The organism is Cryobacterium sinapicolor (assembly GCF_004403465.1).
In the GTDB taxonomy this organism is placed as follows: Bacteria; Actinomycetota; Actinomycetes; order Actinomycetales; family Microbacteriaceae; genus Cryobacterium; species Cryobacterium sinapicolor.
In genome coordinates this window covers 56,813-71,493 of the sequence record NZ_SOGQ01000077.1, presented here as the reverse complement: position 1 = coordinate 71,493, position 14,681 = coordinate 56,813, and the positions used below count along the sequence as shown (strand labels likewise).

Sequence of the window (14,681 nt, the reverse complement as noted above, 5' to 3'; positions counted from 1 at the left end):
TCGAAAAACAGCCTTTTGGCCGCGTTTCAGGGCGATACAGCGAAAATCTCCGTCGAATTGGTTCGGGTGTGACGTGCCGGGGTCAGGGGTGGCCGACGTAGGCCGCGAGGTGCTGGCCGGTGAGGGTGGAGCGGGCGGCGATGAGGTCGGCCGGCGAGCCCTCGAAGACGATCCGGCCGCCGTCGTGGCCGGCACCGGGGCCAAGGTCGATGATCCAGTCGGCATGAGCCATCACCGCCTGGTGGTGCTCGACGACGATGACTGACTTGCCGGAGTCCACGAGCCGGTCGAGCAGGCCGAGGAGCTGCTCGACGTCGGCGAGGTGGAGTCCGGTGGTCGGCTCGTCGAGCACGTAGACGCCACCCTTCTCGGCCAGGTGGGTGGCGAGCTTGAGACGCTGGCGCTCGCCTCCGGAGAGCGTCGTGAGCGGCTGACCGAGGCTGAGGTAGCCGAGCCCGACGTCGGCGAGCCCCACCAGGATGGCGTGGGCGGCCGGCGATCGGGCCTCGCCGGTGCCGAAGAATTCCCCGGCCTCGATTACCGACATCGCGAGGACCTCGCTGATATCGCGGCCGCCGAGGCGGTATTCCAGCACGGATGCCTCGAACCGCTTGCCCTCGCACACCTCGCAGGTGGTTGCGACGCCCGCCATCATCGCCAAGTCGGTGTAGACGACGCCGGCGCCGTTGCAGTTGGGGCAGGCGCCCTCGGAGTTGGAGCTGAACAGCGCCGGCTTGACGCCGTTAGCTTTCGCAAAGGCCTTGCGGATCGGTTCGAGCATTCCGGTGTAGGTCGCCGGGTTGCTTCGTCGGGAACCGCGGATGCCGGCCTGATCGATCGACACCACGCCTGCGCCGGCGGGGATCGAGCCGTGTACGAGCGAGCTCTTGCCGGATCCCGCGACGCCGGTCAGCACCACCAGCACTCCCAGCGGGATGTCCACGTCCACCTCTTGGAGGTTGTTCTTGGTCGCGCCGCGAATCATGAGCGTTCCCGTGGGCGTGCGCACCGAGGGCTTGAGCGCTGCGCGATAGTCGAAGTGGCGGCCGGTGAGGGTGCCGCTGGTGCGTAACGCTTCGACGGTGCCCTCGAAGCAGACCGTGCCGCCCGCCGTGCCGGCTCCGGGGCCGAGGTCCACGACGTGGTCGGCGATCACGATCGCCTCCGGTTTGTGCTCCACGACGAGCACGGTGTTGCCCTTGTCTCGCAATTGCAGCAACAGCGTGTTCATCCGCTCGATGTCATGGGGATGCAGTCCGATGGTGGGCTCGTCGAAAACATAGGTCACGTCGGTGAGGGAGGATCCCAGGTGCCGGATCATCTTGGTGCGCTGGGCCTCGCCGCCGGACAGGGTGCCGGCCGGCCGGTCGAGCGAGAGGTAACCGAGCCCGATCTCCACGAACGAGTCGAGGATCTGGCGGAGCGCCCGCGTCAGCGGGGCCACCGACGGTTCGTCGAGCCCGCGAACCCACGCCGCCAGATCACTGATCTGCTGGGAGCAGGCGTCGGCGATGCTGACCCCCGAGATCTTCGACGAGCGCGCGGCTTCGCTGAGGCGGGTGCCTTCGCACTCGGGACAGGGTGCGAAGGCGACCGCGCGCTCCACGAAGGCGCGGATGTGCGGCTGCAGGGCGGCGACATCCTTCGACAGGAACGACTTCTGAATTTGCGGGATGAGGCCGAGGTAGGTCAGGTTGATTCCCTCGACCTTGATCTTGGTCGGCTCCTTGTAGAGCAGGTCGTCGAGTTCCTGCTTGCTGTACCGGCCGATGGGCTTGTCCGGGTCGAACCAGCCGCAGCCGCGGAAGATGCGGCCGTACCAGCCCTCCATCGTGTACCCGGGGATGGTGAGGGCACCCTCGTTGAGCGACTTGGAGTCGTCGTAGAGCGCGGAGCGGTCGATATCGTTGACGGTGCCCATGCCCTCGCAGCGCGGACACATGCCCCCGGTGATGCTGAAGCTGCGCCGTTCCTTAACGGTCTTCCCGGCCCGCTCGAGCGTGACCGCCCCGGCGCCGCTGATCGAGGCCACGTTGAACGAAAACGCCTGGGGCGATCCGATGTGCGGCTGCCCGAGCCGGCTGAAGAGGATGCGCAGCAGCGCGTTGGCGTCGGTGGCGGTGCCGACCGTGGAACGGGAGTTGGCGCCCATCCGCTCCTGGTCGACGATGATGGCTGTGGTCAGCCCGTCCAACACGTCGACCTCGGGCCGCGCGAGCGTGGGCATGAAACCCTGCACGAAGGCGCTGTAGGTCTCGTTGATCAGTCGCTGGGATTCCGCGGCGATCGTGCCGAAGACCAGTGAACTCTTGCCTGAGCCGGAGACCCCGGTGAACACGGTCAGCCGCCGCTTGGGGATATCGAGGCTGACATCTTTGAGATTGTTAACCCGCGCACCCTGCACCCGGATCCGATCGTGGCTGTCGGCAAAGTGCTGCGCGGGCGTGCCCGCGCCGGTTGCCCTGCTCAGGTCAGTGCTCATGGTGTCTCCCTCTGGCGGCCGAGGTTTTCACGTGCTCTCCCGGATCATCGCCTGGTACGAGTAAACCAGCTTCGAGGGCACCCAGGGCAAGCGGCTCGGCCGGCGACCAGGTCGTGCCTGTATGCAGTGTCAGTTCAGTCCCGTCAGGGCGCAAGCGCGCTCGGCCGACCAAAATTACATTCGAATTTTTAGACTTCAATACCTGACAGACCCCCGCTTTCACGTTCTATTTAGGCCATACTCGTCATATGACCAGCCTCCCGGAAACACCCGCAGCGGATGCCGCGCCCGGCCCGTCCGCGGCGGCGTGCGCGGTCGCGGAGCTGCGGGCCCTCGCGGCGGGGCTCGGGGAATCACTGCGGTATTCGGCCGTGCGCCGCTTCGACGACGGTCTGCTGCGGGTGGCCACGGCGGTGGAGGTTCTCGGCCGGCAGGTCGACGCGTTGCGGGTGGCTACGGCGGCGGAGGTCGCCGACCGGTCCCGGCCCGAGCTCGGCACCGGCCGCCTCTCCGCGAAGCGCGGCGGCCGCACTCCGGGGGAGCTTTTGGAGCGGGTCACCCTGGTGTCTGGGCCGACCGCGAACCGGCGGATGCGGCTGGGCCGGCAGCTGCGCACCGGGCGGTCCCTGGCCGGCGAACCTCTGCCGCCCACGTTCCCGGCCACGGCGATCGCTCTGGCCACCGGGGCGTCGACACGGCCGATGCGATCCTGTCCGCTTTGACGCCGACGCCGACGCCGACGCCGACGCTGCGGTGCACTGACCTGGCTCGCCGTGATCCTCGACGTCCCCTCCCGCGCGGGCGAATCCCCGACCATCGGCGGCGCCCCCGCCACGGTCCTCGTCAGCGTCCGAGAACAAGACCTGAACGCGAACTTCGGTCAGGGCCACGGCGTCGGCTGGATCGACGGAGTCGAAGCAACGATCACGATCAACGCCGTCACGGACCTGATCAGCACCGGCGGCCAACAAAAAATCGTCATCAACGACGAGGGACGCATCATCGCCCTCGGCTCACCCGAACGCTGCTTCACCCCCGCGCAACGCCGAGCGACCCGACTCCGCGACGGCACCTGCATCATCCCCGGCTGCACAATCCCGGCCGGAATGAGCGAGATCCACCACGTCATCCCACACGCAGAGGGCGGACCGACCCACACCCACAACGGCGTCTGCCTCTGCTGGTTCCACCACCGCATGCTCGCCGCCTCCGGCTGGGCCATCCGCATGATCCGCGGCGCCGTGCAGATCAAGGCACCACCCTGGCTGGAAACCGGGGCGCGCAAGTGGCGCAACGTGACGAAGTCCCGCACCCGCATGACCGACGCCGTCGAACGCAAGAACGTCACCCGGCACGACTGATAGGAGTCGGGTCTCTGGTCTCGACCAGGCTCGACAGGCTCGACCAATGTCGCCGCGAACCCCCACGCAGGTCGTAGCCTTGAAACATGAGCACAGGCACCCGGGAACCTCTGTACACCACGGCGATTCTGGCCGGGCGGGCCGTGTTCGGCCTGCTGCGCCTGAAGCCATCCGTGACCGGCCTGAAGAACCTGCCGGACACCGGGGGAGCGGTGCTGGCGATCACCCACTTCGGCTACATGGACTTCGCCCTGGTCGAGTGGATGCTGTGGCACAAGAACCGCCGTCACATCCGTTTCATGGCCAAGAAGGGCGCGTTCGACCAGAAGCTCGTGGGCGTGCTCCTGCGGGGCATGCGACACATCTCGGTCGATATGAAGGCCGGGGCGGAGGCGTACGGCCAGGCCGTGACGGCGCTGCGTGCGGGCGAACTTCTCGGCGTGTTCCCTGAGGGCGGCGTGAACGCGTCCTTCACCGTGCGCGAGTTGAAATCGGGGGCCATCCGGATGGCGGCCGAGGCGGGCGTCCCCGTGATCCCGATCGCGGTCTGGGGCGGGCATCGGGTGCTCACCAAGAACCACAAGCCGGCCCTGCGGGAGGTGTTCGGCGTGCCCATCCGCTTCGCCGTTGGCCTGCCGTTCGCGGTCTCCGCGGGGGAGGATGCGCAGTCGATGACGCTGGCTCTCCACGAGACCCTGCAGGGTCTCGTCGACGGGTTGCAGAAGGCCTACCCGGTGGACGGCGCCGGCCAGTGGTGGCAGCCGCGGCATCTCGGCGGCACCGCGCCCACGCCGGAGGAGGCCGCCGTGGCCGAGGCAGAGCGGCGCCGCCTCCGCGACGCCGCCGCCGCCGGCGACGCCGCCGGCCGGACCCCGACGCGGAAGTAGCCCGAGCCCGAGCCCGAGGCTAGGCCTCGGCCCCGGGAACGCGGTAGGTGCGCTCGTAGTAGACCAGGGCCTCGTCGTTCTCGCCCATGCCGCCCTCCTCGATCTTCACGACCACCACGGCGCTGTTGTGCACCAGTGCGCGCTCGATGATGCGCCCCACCATCCAGGAGGTGACGCCCCTCAGCACGGGCAGACCGTGGGGCCCGGGCTGCCAGTGATCGCCGACGAAGCGCTGGTCGGCGGGACCCGACATCACCTCGGCGACGGCACGATTGTGCGCGCCCAGGATGTGGATGACGACTCGTTCGCTCTCGGCGATGGCGGGCCACGTGCTGGCCGACCGGGCCATGTTGAAGGTGGCCAGCGGCGGAACCGACGACAGCGACGCCAGCGAGGTGGCCGTGAATCCCACCGGGATGCCGTCCGGGCGCAACGCGGTGATCACCGCGACGCCGGCGGCGTGACGCCGGAAGGAATGCTTGAAGGCGGCCAGATCCAGCGGTGCATTGGGATCTTCGGCCAAGGGTACGGTGCCGGGCTGGGGTATGTCGGTGTCGCTCATGTGACTGAATCAATCTCCTCGGCAGTCAGCCTATTCCCGGTGGACGGGAGTTGATCGCTAGGCTGGAACCCGATGATCCAGACTATTGACCTCCGAGGGACCCGGCCCACTCCGGCGGAATTGCTCGCGGCCGTGCCGCGTGCGCTCACCGACGTGACCGCGGCCAGCGACGTCGCAGCCGAGTTGATCGACGATGTACGGGCCCGAGGCGAGGACGCCCTGCTCGACCAGGCGGAGCGCCTCGACCGGGTGCGTCCGGCCCATCTGCGGGTGCCCGCGTCCCACGTCACCGAGGCGCTGGCCGGGCTCGACCCGACCGTGCGCACGGCCATCGAGGAGACCATCCGCCGGGTGCGCATCGCCAGCGCGGCGCAGGTGCCGCCGCAGGTGACCACCACGATCGCCGACGGCGCCACCATCACGCAACGCTGGCAGCCGATTAACCGGGTCGGCCTGTATGTGCCCGGCGGCAAGGCCGTCTACCCATCCAGCGTCGTGATGAACGTCGTTCCGGCCCAGATCGCGGGCGTGTCCTCGATCGCGCTGGCGTCGCCGCCGCAGAGCGACTTCGACGGCCGCGTGCACCCCACCATCCTCGCGGTGTCGGGCCTGCTCGGCATCGACGAGATCTACGCCATGGGCGGAGCCGGCGCGGTCGGTGCCTTCGCCTACGGCGTGCCCGGGCTGGGCCTGGACCCGGTGCAGCTCGTCACCGGCCCCGGCAACGTCTATGTGGCCGCCGCCAAGCGCCTGGTGCGCGGAGTGACCGGAATCGACTCCGAGGCCGGCCCGACCGACATCCTGGTGATCGCTGATGCCTCCGCCGATCCCCGTCTCGTCGCCGCCGACCTGGTCAGCCAGGCCGAGCATGACGAACTGGCCGCCGCCATGCTCGTGACCGATTCGGTGGAGCTCGCCGACGCGGTCTCCCTGCACCTGGTCGACCTGATGCAGAGCACGACCCACAGCATCCGTGTCACCGCGTCCCTGAACGGGCGCCAGTCGGGGATCGTCCTCGTGGACGACCTCGGCGCTGCGGCCGCGTTCAGCAATGCGTTCGGTCCCGAGCACCTCGAGATCCAGACCAGCGACCCGGATGCCGTGCTCGCGCTGATCGAGAACGCCGGCGCCATCTTCCTCGGCCCGCATTCGCCCGTGAGCCTCGGCGACTACGTGGCCGGCTCGAACCACGTGCTGCCGACGGGAGGTCAGGCCCGGTTCTCTTCCGGCCTCGGCGCGTACACGTTCCTGCGCCCCCAGCAGGTCGTCACGTACAGCCGTGACGCGCTGCGCGAGGTCGCCGACCACATTGCGGCGCTGTCCACGGCCGAGGCGCTTCCCGCGCACGGCGACGCCGTCACCGCCCGTTTCACGGCCGCGCGGTAGGCTGGCCGCACGATGTTCTGCCCGTTCTGCCGCCACCCGGACTCCCGAGTCATCGACTCGCGCACGAGCGACGACGGACTTTCCATCCGCCGGCGCCGCCAGTGCCCCGAGTGCGGCCGGAGGTTCAGCACGACCGAGACCGCCAGCCTGAACATCGTCAAGCGCAGCGGAGTCGTCGAACCGTTCAGCCGCGACAAGATCGTGGCCGGCGTGCGCAAGGCCTGCCAGGGTCGACCAGTGACGGACTCCGATCTGGCCATGCTCGCCCAGCGGGTCGAGGAGACCATTCGGCAGACCGGCGCGTCGCAGGTGAAGGCGAACGAGGTCGGTCTTGCGATCCTGCCGCCGCTACGTGAACTGGACGAGGTTGCCTACCTGCGCTTCGCGAGTGTCTACCAGGCGTTCGACTCGCTCGAGGATTTCGAGGCCGCGATTGCCCGACTGCGCATCGAGCACGGTTCGCGCACCGAGCGCACCGAGCGCACCGAGGGCGACAGTGGTGCGGGCGTCACCCGCCCCGCTGAGTCGTAGGGTCCTCGTGTATCCGCTGATCTTCTCGCTGTTCCTGACCCGCCTCGACCCCGAAAGAGCCCACCACCTGGCCTTCACTGTGATCCGGGCGCTGCCCACGCTCGGGGTCGGCGGGGTCGTGCACCGCTTCACCCGCCCGCGCACGGACCTCGGTGTTGAGACTCTGGGTCTCCGATTCGAGTCCCCGTTCGGCGTGGCCGCCGGTTTCGATAAAGACGGCGAAGCCGTGATCGGGCTCGGTCAGCTCGGGTTCGGGCACGTGGAGGTCGGCACCATCACCGCCGTCCCGCAGCCGGGCAACCCGAAGCCTCGCCTCTTCCGCCTGATCCCCGACCGTGCAATCGTCAACCGGATGGGTTTCAACAATTCCGGTGCCCGCGCCGCGCGGGTGCGCCTCGCGCACGTCCGGTCCGTCGCTGGCCGCCCGGTCCTGGGCATCAACATCGGAAAGAGCCGGGTCACCGCGGTCGAGGACGCCACCGCCGACTACCTCGTCAGCGCCGCCCTGCTCGCGCCCCTCGCCGACTACCTCGTCGTCAATGTCAGTTCGCCGAACACCCCCGGGCTGCGCGGACTGCAGGAGCTCGACCAGCTCGCCCCGCTGTTGCGGGCGGTCAAGGTCGAGGCCGGCGCCACGCCTCTGCTGGTGAAAATCGCCCCCGACCTCGAGGATGAGGCGGTGACCCGTATTGCCGAACTCGTCGTGGCGTTGGGGCTTGACGGCATCATCGCCACGAACACCACGATTTCCCGCGCCGGCCTCGCCACGGATGCCGCGACCGTCGAGGCCGCCGGCGCCGGTGGTCTCTCCGGAGCCCCGCTCCGGGCCCGTTCCCTGGCCGTGCTGCGCGTGATCCGGGCCGCGGTGCCCCGAGACCTGTGCGTGATCTCGGTGGGCGGCGTGGAGACCGCTGAACACGTGGCCGAGCGTCTCGCGGCCGGCGCGACGCTCGTGCAGGGCTACACCGGGTTCCTCTACCGCGGTCCGCTGTGGGCGCGCCAGATCAACCGTGGGCTCGACCGCATCCTCGCCCCGCGGCCGTAGCTCCCGGATCAGGCCGTCGCGCCTAAATCAGGCCGTGGTCCGCGAGCTGCCGGGCCAGGGCCGAGCCGTCCGGTCCGTACACCCAGCGTGGATCACGGGGTACGGTGGCGGTATCCTTGAGCGGGCGCCCGGCCAGCACGGCCTGACTGGGGGACAGCTGGCGGATAGCCACCGCGTCCACGCTGCCCGGGAAGTCCCGCTGGAACTCGCTGTAGATGGCCTCATCGTGCTGGCCGTCGTCGCCGATCAGGATCCAGCGGATGTCCGGGAACTCCAGTGCGAGACGGCGCAGGTTGGCCCTCTTGTGGTCCTGACCGCTACGGAACCAGCGGTCGTGGGTGGGACCCCAATCGGTGAGCAGGAGAGCTCCCGACGGGTACAGGTTGCGGTTCAGGAACCGGGTCAGGGTCGGGGCGACGTTCCAGGCCCCGGTCGACAGGTAGATCATCGGGGAACCCTCGTTGACCGCGGCGAGTCGGTCCAGGAGGACCGCCATGCCCGGCGTGGGAACCCGGGCGTGCTCGTCGAGCACGAAGGTGTTCCAGGCGGCGAGCAGCGGACGGGGGAGAGTGGTGACCATGACCGTGTCATCGACGTCGGAGAGTATCCCGCGGCGCACCGACGGGGCCACGATGAAAAGCGGTGCCTCGACCGGCGCGGCCGTGTCGTCGGTGTGCAGCCGGGCCGTGTGCCAGCCGGGCGTCAGCGTGACCGGTATGACGGTGTCGACCACACCGCCGCGGTCGGCTTGCACCCGATGGATGAAGCCGTTGATCTCGATGGTCACCGTGACGTCGTTGACCGGGACACTCGTGAAGCTGCGCCAGCCGCGGATCCCGACCTCGCGGCGGTCGGCACGCCAGTGACGGCGGGCCAGCTTGGAGCCGGGTTTCGCCGGCTTGGCCAGGAGCACCCGGCACAGGAGGCGCACCCACTCGGTCGAGCCGTAACCGGCGTAAGGAATGACCGTGGGCAGGTAGCCGCGCTTGCGGGCTGAGTGTTCACGCTTGAAGTGCAGCCAGTCCTCGATGCGGGCGGCGCGATGCATCAACTTCGCTGGCGTGCCCGTGGGCGGGATTCGAGGATATGTCGGCACACCTCTAGTCTGGCATGCGCCGGCCTCAACTCCGCAGCGGAGTGGCGTCGCCCGGGGCATCCGACGTCCATTCCTGCCCAGTCTGACAAGACACGCCGTTACGGAAGGATGATGAGCCGATTGCCACCTAGTATTAGTGAATTACTCTCAAGGAGGACAAGTGTCACTCAGTGACCTTTTCGGTGGGGATCCTTTTGTGCCGGCCCAGCAGGCACGCATCGAGCCGATCCAACAGCGCAGCACAGCACGACTGTCGGGTCTGCTCGACGCCGCCGCCATCGTCGTGGACGAGGTCGGTTTCGACCGCATCACGACCGCGATGGTGGCCGAACGTGCCGGCGCGTCGATCGGAACCGTGTACCGGTACTACCCCGATCGCGTCGCGGTGCTGCAGGCGCTGCGTGAGCGCGCCGTGCTGCGCTTCCGCAGCCGGGTGGCGGAGCAGCTCACGACGAGTGCTCCCCAGGGCTGGTGGCAGGCCGTGGACGTGGCCATCACGGCCTTCGTCGACCTGTACCGCTCCGAGCCGGGGTTTCGCATCATGCATTTCGACGACCGGCAGGGTGCTTCCGTCGTCGAAGACTCCGACACGGGCTACTTCGCCCGCCGGGTGGCCGGCATGCTGGTCGAGGAGTTCGGCCTCGAGGGTGGTGCCGAACTGATCTTCCGGCTCGAGGTCGCCGTGGAGATGGGTGATTCCATCCTGTCGCGGGCATTCCGCTCCGACCCGCAGGGTGATCCGCGGTTCATCACGGAGTGTCGCGTCGTCACCCACGACTACCTGGCCGGATACTACGGGCCGAGCGTTCGCTAGGAATTCCGCGTTCCGGTTGGCTCGTGGCGCCGAGTGATGGTTGGGTGGGGTACCTGCCGCCCGCGTTCTGTCGACTCGGGCGAGAAATGAGCCCTCTCCATGATCGAGTTCCGCTCGGTGAGCAAGCAGTTCCCGGACGGCACCCGTGCCGTCGACGATTTCAGCCTGACCCTTCCGTCGCATCGGACGACGGTGCTCGTCGGCTCCTCCGGCTCCGGTAAGACCACCCTGTTGCGCATGATCAACCGGATGGTCGACCCGAGCGGCGGCACCATCGAGATCGACGGGGCCGACATCGCCCAGCTCGAGCCGGTGCAGCTGCGACGCAGTATCGGCTATGTGATGCAGAACTCCGGCCTGCTCCCGCACCGAACGGTGATCGACAATGTCGCGACGGTTCCGCTGCTGCGCGGGGTGCCGAGGAAGAAGGCCCGTGCCGATGCCCTCGCCCTGCTCGACACGGTGGGCCTGGACCAGACCCTGGCGGCCCGGTACCCGAGCCAGCTCTCCGGCGGGCAGCAGCAGCGGGTAGGGGTGGCCCGCGGGCTTGCGGTGAACCCGAACATTCTGCTGATGGACGAGCCGTTCGGCGCCGTCGACCCGATCGTGCGGGCCGAGCTGCAGCAGGAACTGATCCGGCTGCAGAGCGAGCTCGGCAAAACGGTGGTGTTCGTCACCCACGACATCGAAGAGGCATTCCTCCTCGGCGACCAGGTCGTCATCCTGCGCGACGGCGGACGGATCGCCCAGGTCGGGGCGCCGGCCGACATCCTGGCGGACCCGGCCGACGACTTCGTGGCCAGCTTCATCGGAGCGGATCGCGGCAAGCGAGCCCTGCACCTGGAGCGCCGTGGCGACTCCGACCTGCTGCTCGACAGCGAGGGCCGCCTGGCCGGCGTGCTCGTCATGCCCGGGACGTCCGCGCCCTCGCCGGATTCACCGGCTCCGCGGTGACCTGGATCTGGGCGAATCTCGACCTGCTCTGGGATCGCACCCTCGACCACCTGGTGCTCAGCGTGCCGCCCATCATGCTCAGCTTCCTGATCGCCGTGCCGCTCGGTTGGCTCGCGAACCGGTACCGGGCCGGGCGCGGCGTGATCCTCACAGCCAGTGGGCTGCTCTACGCCATCCCGTCCCTGCCGCTGTTCTTCGTGATCCCGGCCGTCGTGGGCACCAGCCTCCGCTCACCGCTCAACCTGGTCATCGCCCTGACGCTCTACGGCGTCGCGCTGATGGTGCGTGTGGTGGCCGACGGGCTGGCATCCGTGGACGAGGACGTGCGTCAGTCCGCTGTCGCCGTGGGGTATTCCGGCTGGAGCACCTTCTGGCAGGTGGAGCTGCCGCTGGCCGGACCGGTGCTTCTGGCCGGCCTCCGGGTCGTGGCCGTCAGCACGGTCAGCCTGGCCACGGTCGGGGCCGTGATCGGCGCGCAGAGCCTCGGGAGCCTGTTCACGGATGGCTTCCAGCGCGGCATCCAGGCCGAGATCATCGCCGGAATCGTGCTGACCGTGGCGCTGGCGTTGCTGCTGGACGGCGCCCTCGTGCTGCTCGGGCGCCTGCTGCTGCCGTGGACCCGCCTAGCGGCCACCAGCCGGCGGGCACTGCGGGTCTCCCGGAGCGCGGAGGGTTCCGGATGAACCTGTTCCAGGACGCCCTGAACTGGATCCTCGACCCAGCCAATTACGCCGGGCCGGGCGGCATCCCGGTGCGTCTGGTTGAGCACCTGGTATTCACGGTCGCGGCGGTCCTGATGGCCTGCGCGATCGCGATTCCGGTCGGCTTCCTGATCGGGCACACGGGCCGGGGGCGCAGCCTGGCCGTGGCCACGTCCGGCGGGCTGCGAGCCATTCCGACCCTGGGCCTGCTCACCTTGGTCGCGCTGTGGGTCGGAATCGGGCTCGGGGCTCCGTCCGTGGCGCTCACGGTCCTGGCGATCCCGCCCATCCTCGCGGGCGCATACGCCGGATTCGAGGCCATCGACCGGTCCGTGATCGACTCCGCCCGCTCGGTCGGGATGTCGGAGAGCCAGATCGTGCGAACCGTCGAGATCCCGCTGGGGATGCCGCTGCTCATCGCGGGCATCCGTTCGGCCACCCTGCAGGTCATCGCCACGGCCACCCTGGCGGCCTACGTGGCGGACATCGGCCTCGGGCGATTCCTGTTCGCCGGGTTGAAAACTCGCGACTACGCGGAGATGCTGGGCGGGTCGCTGCTCGTGATCCTGCTCGCCCTCACGCTCGAGGGAATATTCACCGTCATGCAGCGACTTGTCGTTCCCAGAGGCGTCGCGTCCGGACGCACCCCAGTCGACCGCGCCAGGTCAGCCCGACCTGTGCCGGGGATGGATCCCGCCATCACGAAAGGAACCCACTAATGTTCACAGCTAAAAGAGGCCGGCTCGCGGCGGTTGCCGCGGTCGCGGTTGGGGCCGTCGTAGCCCTTGCAGGGTGTGCGTCCGGTGATCCGCTGGACAGCGGAAATAGCGCCGACGAGGCATCCGCGACCCTGGTCATCGGTTCGCAGGACTACTACTCGAACGAGATCATCGCCGAGATCTATGCGCAGGCGTTGGAGTCGAACGGCTTCACGGTCGACCGGCAATTCAAGATCGGCCAGCGCGAGGTGTACCTGCCCGAGATCGAATCCGGCACCATCGACGTCTTCCCGGAGTACACGGGCAGCCTGTTGCAGGTCCTCAAGGAGAATGCCGCCGGCGGCACCGCCGACGAGACCTACGCGCAGTTGCAGGACGAGCTGCCCGAGGGGCTGAGCGTGCTGGACATGGCCTCGGCTACGGACCAGAACTCCTGGACCGTGACGCAGGCCTTCGCCGACAAGTACAGCCTGACCGACATCGCGTCACTCGCCGACGTCACCGAGCCGATCACCGTCGGCGGCCCGTCTGAACTGCAGACCCGCCCGTACGGACCGACGACCCTGACGGAGAAGTACGGCATCCCGATCGCCGGCTTCACACCGATCGAGGATGGCGGTGGCCCGCTCACGATCAAGGCTCTCGTCGACAACGACATCCAGATCACGAACGTCTACACGGCCAGCCCGAACATCAAGTCGGACAGCCTCGTCGCCCTCGACGACCCCGACGGCCTGTTCTTCGCGGACAACGTCGTTCCTCTCGTCTCCGACAAGGTCGACGAGAAGGCCGCCGACGTACTCAACGCCGTCAGTGCCGCTCTGACCGCCGAAGACCTGGTCAGCCTCAACTCCGAGAGCGTGAACGACGAGCTCTCGGCCGAGAAGATTGCGGCAGCCTGGCTCGAGCAGGCGAACCTCTTCTAGAGCGCCAGCTGATTCCGGCAGTGCCGGACTCAAACATCGCCTGACGAATTCGACGGAGATTTTGCGCCTGCGGGCCGGTTGCAGGGCAAAACAGGCCCTGGGACCGAAAATCTCCGTCGAATTCGTTGGGGGCTGGGGGCTGGGCCTGGGCCGGGGTCAGGTCAGGCCGGGTCAGGTCAGGTCAGGCCGGGTCAGGCCGGGTCAGGTCAGGTCAGGCCGGGTCAGGCCGGGTCAGGCCAGGTCAGGCCGGGTCAGGTCAGGAACAGGAGCAGCGTCGGCAGCAGCAGAAGCGCGGCTGCTGCCGCCGAGGCGATAGGCGCGGCGGAGCGCGGCAGGGGCGCCTGCGGGGTGATCAGCCTGCGAACGCGGGGTGTCACGAGGTCGAACGGATGGTCCGGGCCGTCGGCGAGTTCGACATCCGTTCCCAGCAGGTCCACCTGGTGGGCCGACCCGACCAGCGCGATCGCGGTGGCCAGCGTGCGGTCGTCGATAACGCGCCGGGCCTGGTCGTCGGCCAGCATCTCGATCAGGAGGGCCACCGCGTTCTCGGCGCGATTGGCGATCGGGAACCACGGCAGCGCGCTGTGCCAGGACTTGAAGGCGAGCAGCACGAGGTGGTGCTGCTGCAGCAGGTGGGCGCGTTCGTGCGCGATCACCCCGCGCAGCTGGTCCGCGTCCAGCAGCTGCAGGAGGCCGCGGGAGAGTACGGTCGCCGACCGGGTCGCGCCGGGCAGGCAGTAGGCGACCGGTGCGTCGTGCTCGATCACAAGGGTGCCCGAATGGTGGGGCAGAGGCTCGCTGAGCAGCCCGATCAGGTGCCGGTGCCGGCGGTGCTGGCGCTGGGCGCGGGACAAGGTCGCGGCGAGGTTGAGCAGCAAATGACTGCCGAGGATCAGCGCCGCGCACAGCATGAGCACGCTGCCGAACGATGTGCCGGCCGGCAGAGTGCCGGTGAAGAGATGGCCGGCCAACGAACGGATGCCGTCGAGCAGGTTCTCGCCGAACGGGATCAGTCCGAAGCTGAGCAGTGAGCCGATCATCGAGAGCCCGCCCGCCAGGGCGAAGGACTGCCACAGCACCAGGGCGATCGCGGGGGAGCGGGACGGCCATCCGGCCTGGGCCAACCAGATCGGAACCGGACCGGCCAGCAGAACGGCGACGACCATGAGCGCTACGGCAGTGCCGAACACGACTTGACCATTCCGGTTCGCGCTGTC

General features: G+C 68.6%; 14 protein-coding genes and 1 pseudogene. 11 read left to right on the top strand and 4 right to left on the bottom strand.

Translation table 11 applies throughout. The features are described from left to right. Positions 1 to 82: 82 nt before the first annotated feature. On the bottom strand, positions 83 to 2,482 hold the full coding sequence (locus E3T28_RS13650) for an ATP-binding cassette domain-containing protein (RefSeq protein WP_174776834.1): 2,400 nt from the start codon (positions 2,480 to 2,482) through the stop codon (positions 83 to 85). A 248-nt stretch (positions 2,483 to 2,730) separates the two neighbouring features. On the opposite strand from E3T28_RS13650, the gene E3T28_RS13645 reads away from it, so the two are divergent. The 3 genes and pseudogenes from E3T28_RS13645 (at position 2,731) to E3T28_RS13635 (ending at position 4,730) form a co-directional block, all read left to right on the top strand. Then, a complete protein-coding gene (locus E3T28_RS13645; protein WP_134432292.1) occupies positions 2,731 to 3,204 on the top strand; it encodes a hypothetical protein in 474 nt (157 codons plus the stop codon). A gap of 18 nt (positions 3,205 to 3,222) precedes the next feature. Then, positions 3,223 to 3,843: pseudogene (locus E3T28_RS13640) on the top strand (HNH endonuclease signature motif containing protein); the annotation flags it as partial. An 86-nt stretch (positions 3,844 to 3,929) separates the two neighbouring features. After that, positions 3,930 to 4,730, top strand: a complete 801-nt coding sequence (locus E3T28_RS13635) for a lysophospholipid acyltransferase family protein (RefSeq protein ID WP_134432288.1) — start codon at positions 3,930 to 3,932, stop codon at positions 4,728 to 4,730. Positions 4,731 to 4,749: 19 nt separating this feature from the next. Here E3T28_RS13635 and E3T28_RS13630 read toward each other — a convergent pair whose 3' ends face one another. Continuing rightward, entirely contained in the window at positions 4,750 to 5,292 is a 543-nt protein-coding gene (locus tag E3T28_RS13630; RefSeq protein ID WP_134432286.1) for a flavin reductase family protein, read from the bottom strand. Positions 5,293 to 5,364: 72 nt separating this feature from the next. On the opposite strand from E3T28_RS13630, the gene hisD reads away from it, so the two are divergent. From hisD to E3T28_RS13615, 3 genes are read left to right on the top strand one after another with little or no spacing between them, the layout of a single operon-like run. Further along, on the top strand, positions 5,365 to 6,678 hold the full coding sequence (gene hisD / locus E3T28_RS13625; RefSeq protein WP_134432284.1) for a histidinol dehydrogenase: 1,314 nt from the start codon (positions 5,365 to 5,367) through the stop codon (positions 6,676 to 6,678). A 12-nt stretch (positions 6,679 to 6,690) separates the two neighbouring features. Then, positions 6,691 to 7,209, top strand: a complete 519-nt coding sequence (gene nrdR, locus E3T28_RS13620) for a transcriptional regulator NrdR (RefSeq protein ID WP_134432282.1) — start codon at positions 6,691 to 6,693, stop codon at positions 7,207 to 7,209. Positions 7,210 to 7,216: 7 nt separating this feature from the next. Continuing rightward, entirely contained in the window at positions 7,217 to 8,254 is a 1,038-nt protein-coding gene (locus E3T28_RS13615) for a quinone-dependent dihydroorotate dehydrogenase (RefSeq protein WP_134432280.1), read from the top strand. Positions 8,255 to 8,276: 22 nt separating this feature from the next. On the opposite strand, the gene E3T28_RS13610 is transcribed toward E3T28_RS13615, so the two are convergent. Continuing rightward, entirely contained in the window at positions 8,277 to 9,350 is a 1,074-nt protein-coding gene (locus E3T28_RS13610) for an App1 family protein (RefSeq protein WP_420898273.1), read from the bottom strand. A 160-nt stretch (positions 9,351 to 9,510) separates the two neighbouring features. Between E3T28_RS13610 and E3T28_RS13605 the strand changes: the two genes are divergently transcribed. The 5 genes from E3T28_RS13605 (at position 9,511) to E3T28_RS13585 (ending at position 13,464) form a co-directional block, all read left to right on the top strand. Then, positions 9,511 to 10,164 carry a TetR/AcrR family transcriptional regulator gene (locus E3T28_RS13605; protein ID WP_134432278.1) on the top strand — a complete coding sequence of 218 codons (654 nt, stop codon included), beginning with the start codon at positions 9,511 to 9,513 and terminating at the stop codon, positions 10,162 to 10,164. A 99-nt stretch (positions 10,165 to 10,263) separates the two neighbouring features. Continuing rightward, complete coding sequence (locus tag E3T28_RS13600; RefSeq protein WP_134432276.1) at positions 10,264 to 11,118, top strand: ABC transporter ATP-binding protein; 855 nt, start codon at positions 10,264 to 10,266, stop codon at positions 11,116 to 11,118. Further along, complete coding sequence (locus E3T28_RS13595) at positions 11,115 to 11,801, top strand: ABC transporter permease (RefSeq protein WP_174776781.1); 687 nt, start codon at positions 11,115 to 11,117, stop codon at positions 11,799 to 11,801. Before E3T28_RS13600 ends, E3T28_RS13595 begins: the two co-directional genes overlap by 4 nt. Continuing rightward, complete coding sequence (locus E3T28_RS13590) at positions 11,798 to 12,538, top strand: ABC transporter permease (protein WP_134432274.1); 741 nt, start codon at positions 11,798 to 11,800, stop codon at positions 12,536 to 12,538. Before E3T28_RS13595 ends, E3T28_RS13590 begins: the two co-directional genes overlap by 4 nt. After that, entirely contained in the window at positions 12,538 to 13,464 is a 927-nt protein-coding gene (locus E3T28_RS13585; protein WP_134432272.1) for an ABC transporter substrate-binding protein, read from the top strand. Before E3T28_RS13590 ends, E3T28_RS13585 begins: the two co-directional genes overlap by 1 nt. A gap of 251 nt (positions 13,465 to 13,715) precedes the next feature. On the opposite strand, the gene E3T28_RS13580 is transcribed toward E3T28_RS13585, so the two are convergent. After that, on the bottom strand, positions 13,716 to 14,654 hold the full coding sequence (locus tag E3T28_RS13580) for a M56 family metallopeptidase (protein ID WP_134432270.1): 939 nt from the start codon (positions 14,652 to 14,654) through the stop codon (positions 13,716 to 13,718). Between the last annotated feature and the right edge of the window lie 27 nt (positions 14,655 to 14,681).

Excerpts from the sequence above, each read along its gene's own strand:
- E3T28_RS13600 (WP_134432276.1), top strand. The coding sequence starts at position 10,264 with ATGATCGAGTTCCGCTCGGTGAGCAAGCAGTTCCCGGACGGCACCCGT.
- E3T28_RS13635 (WP_134432288.1), top strand. The coding sequence starts at position 3,930 with ATGAGCACAGGCACCCGGGAACCTCTGTACACCACGGCGATTCTGGCC.
- nrdR (WP_134432282.1), top strand. The coding sequence starts at position 6,691 with ATGTTCTGCCCGTTCTGCCGCCACCCGGACTCCCGAGTCATCGACTCG.
- E3T28_RS13630 (WP_134432286.1), bottom strand. The coding sequence starts at position 5,292 with ATGAGCGACACCGACATACCCCAGCCCGGCACCGTACCCTTGGCCGAA.
- E3T28_RS13590 (WP_134432274.1), top strand. The coding sequence starts at position 11,798 with ATGAACCTGTTCCAGGACGCCCTGAACTGGATCCTCGACCCAGCCAAT.
- E3T28_RS13650 (WP_174776834.1), bottom strand. The coding sequence starts at position 2,482 with ATGAGCACTGACCTGAGCAGGGCAACCGGCGCGGGCACGCCCGCGCAG.
- E3T28_RS13585 (WP_134432272.1), top strand. The coding sequence starts at position 12,538 with ATGTTCACAGCTAAAAGAGGCCGGCTCGCGGCGGTTGCCGCGGTCGCG.
- E3T28_RS13645 (WP_134432292.1), top strand. The coding sequence starts at position 2,731 with ATGACCAGCCTCCCGGAAACACCCGCAGCGGATGCCGCGCCCGGCCCG.
- hisD (WP_134432284.1), top strand. The coding sequence starts at position 5,365 with ATGATCCAGACTATTGACCTCCGAGGGACCCGGCCCACTCCGGCGGAA.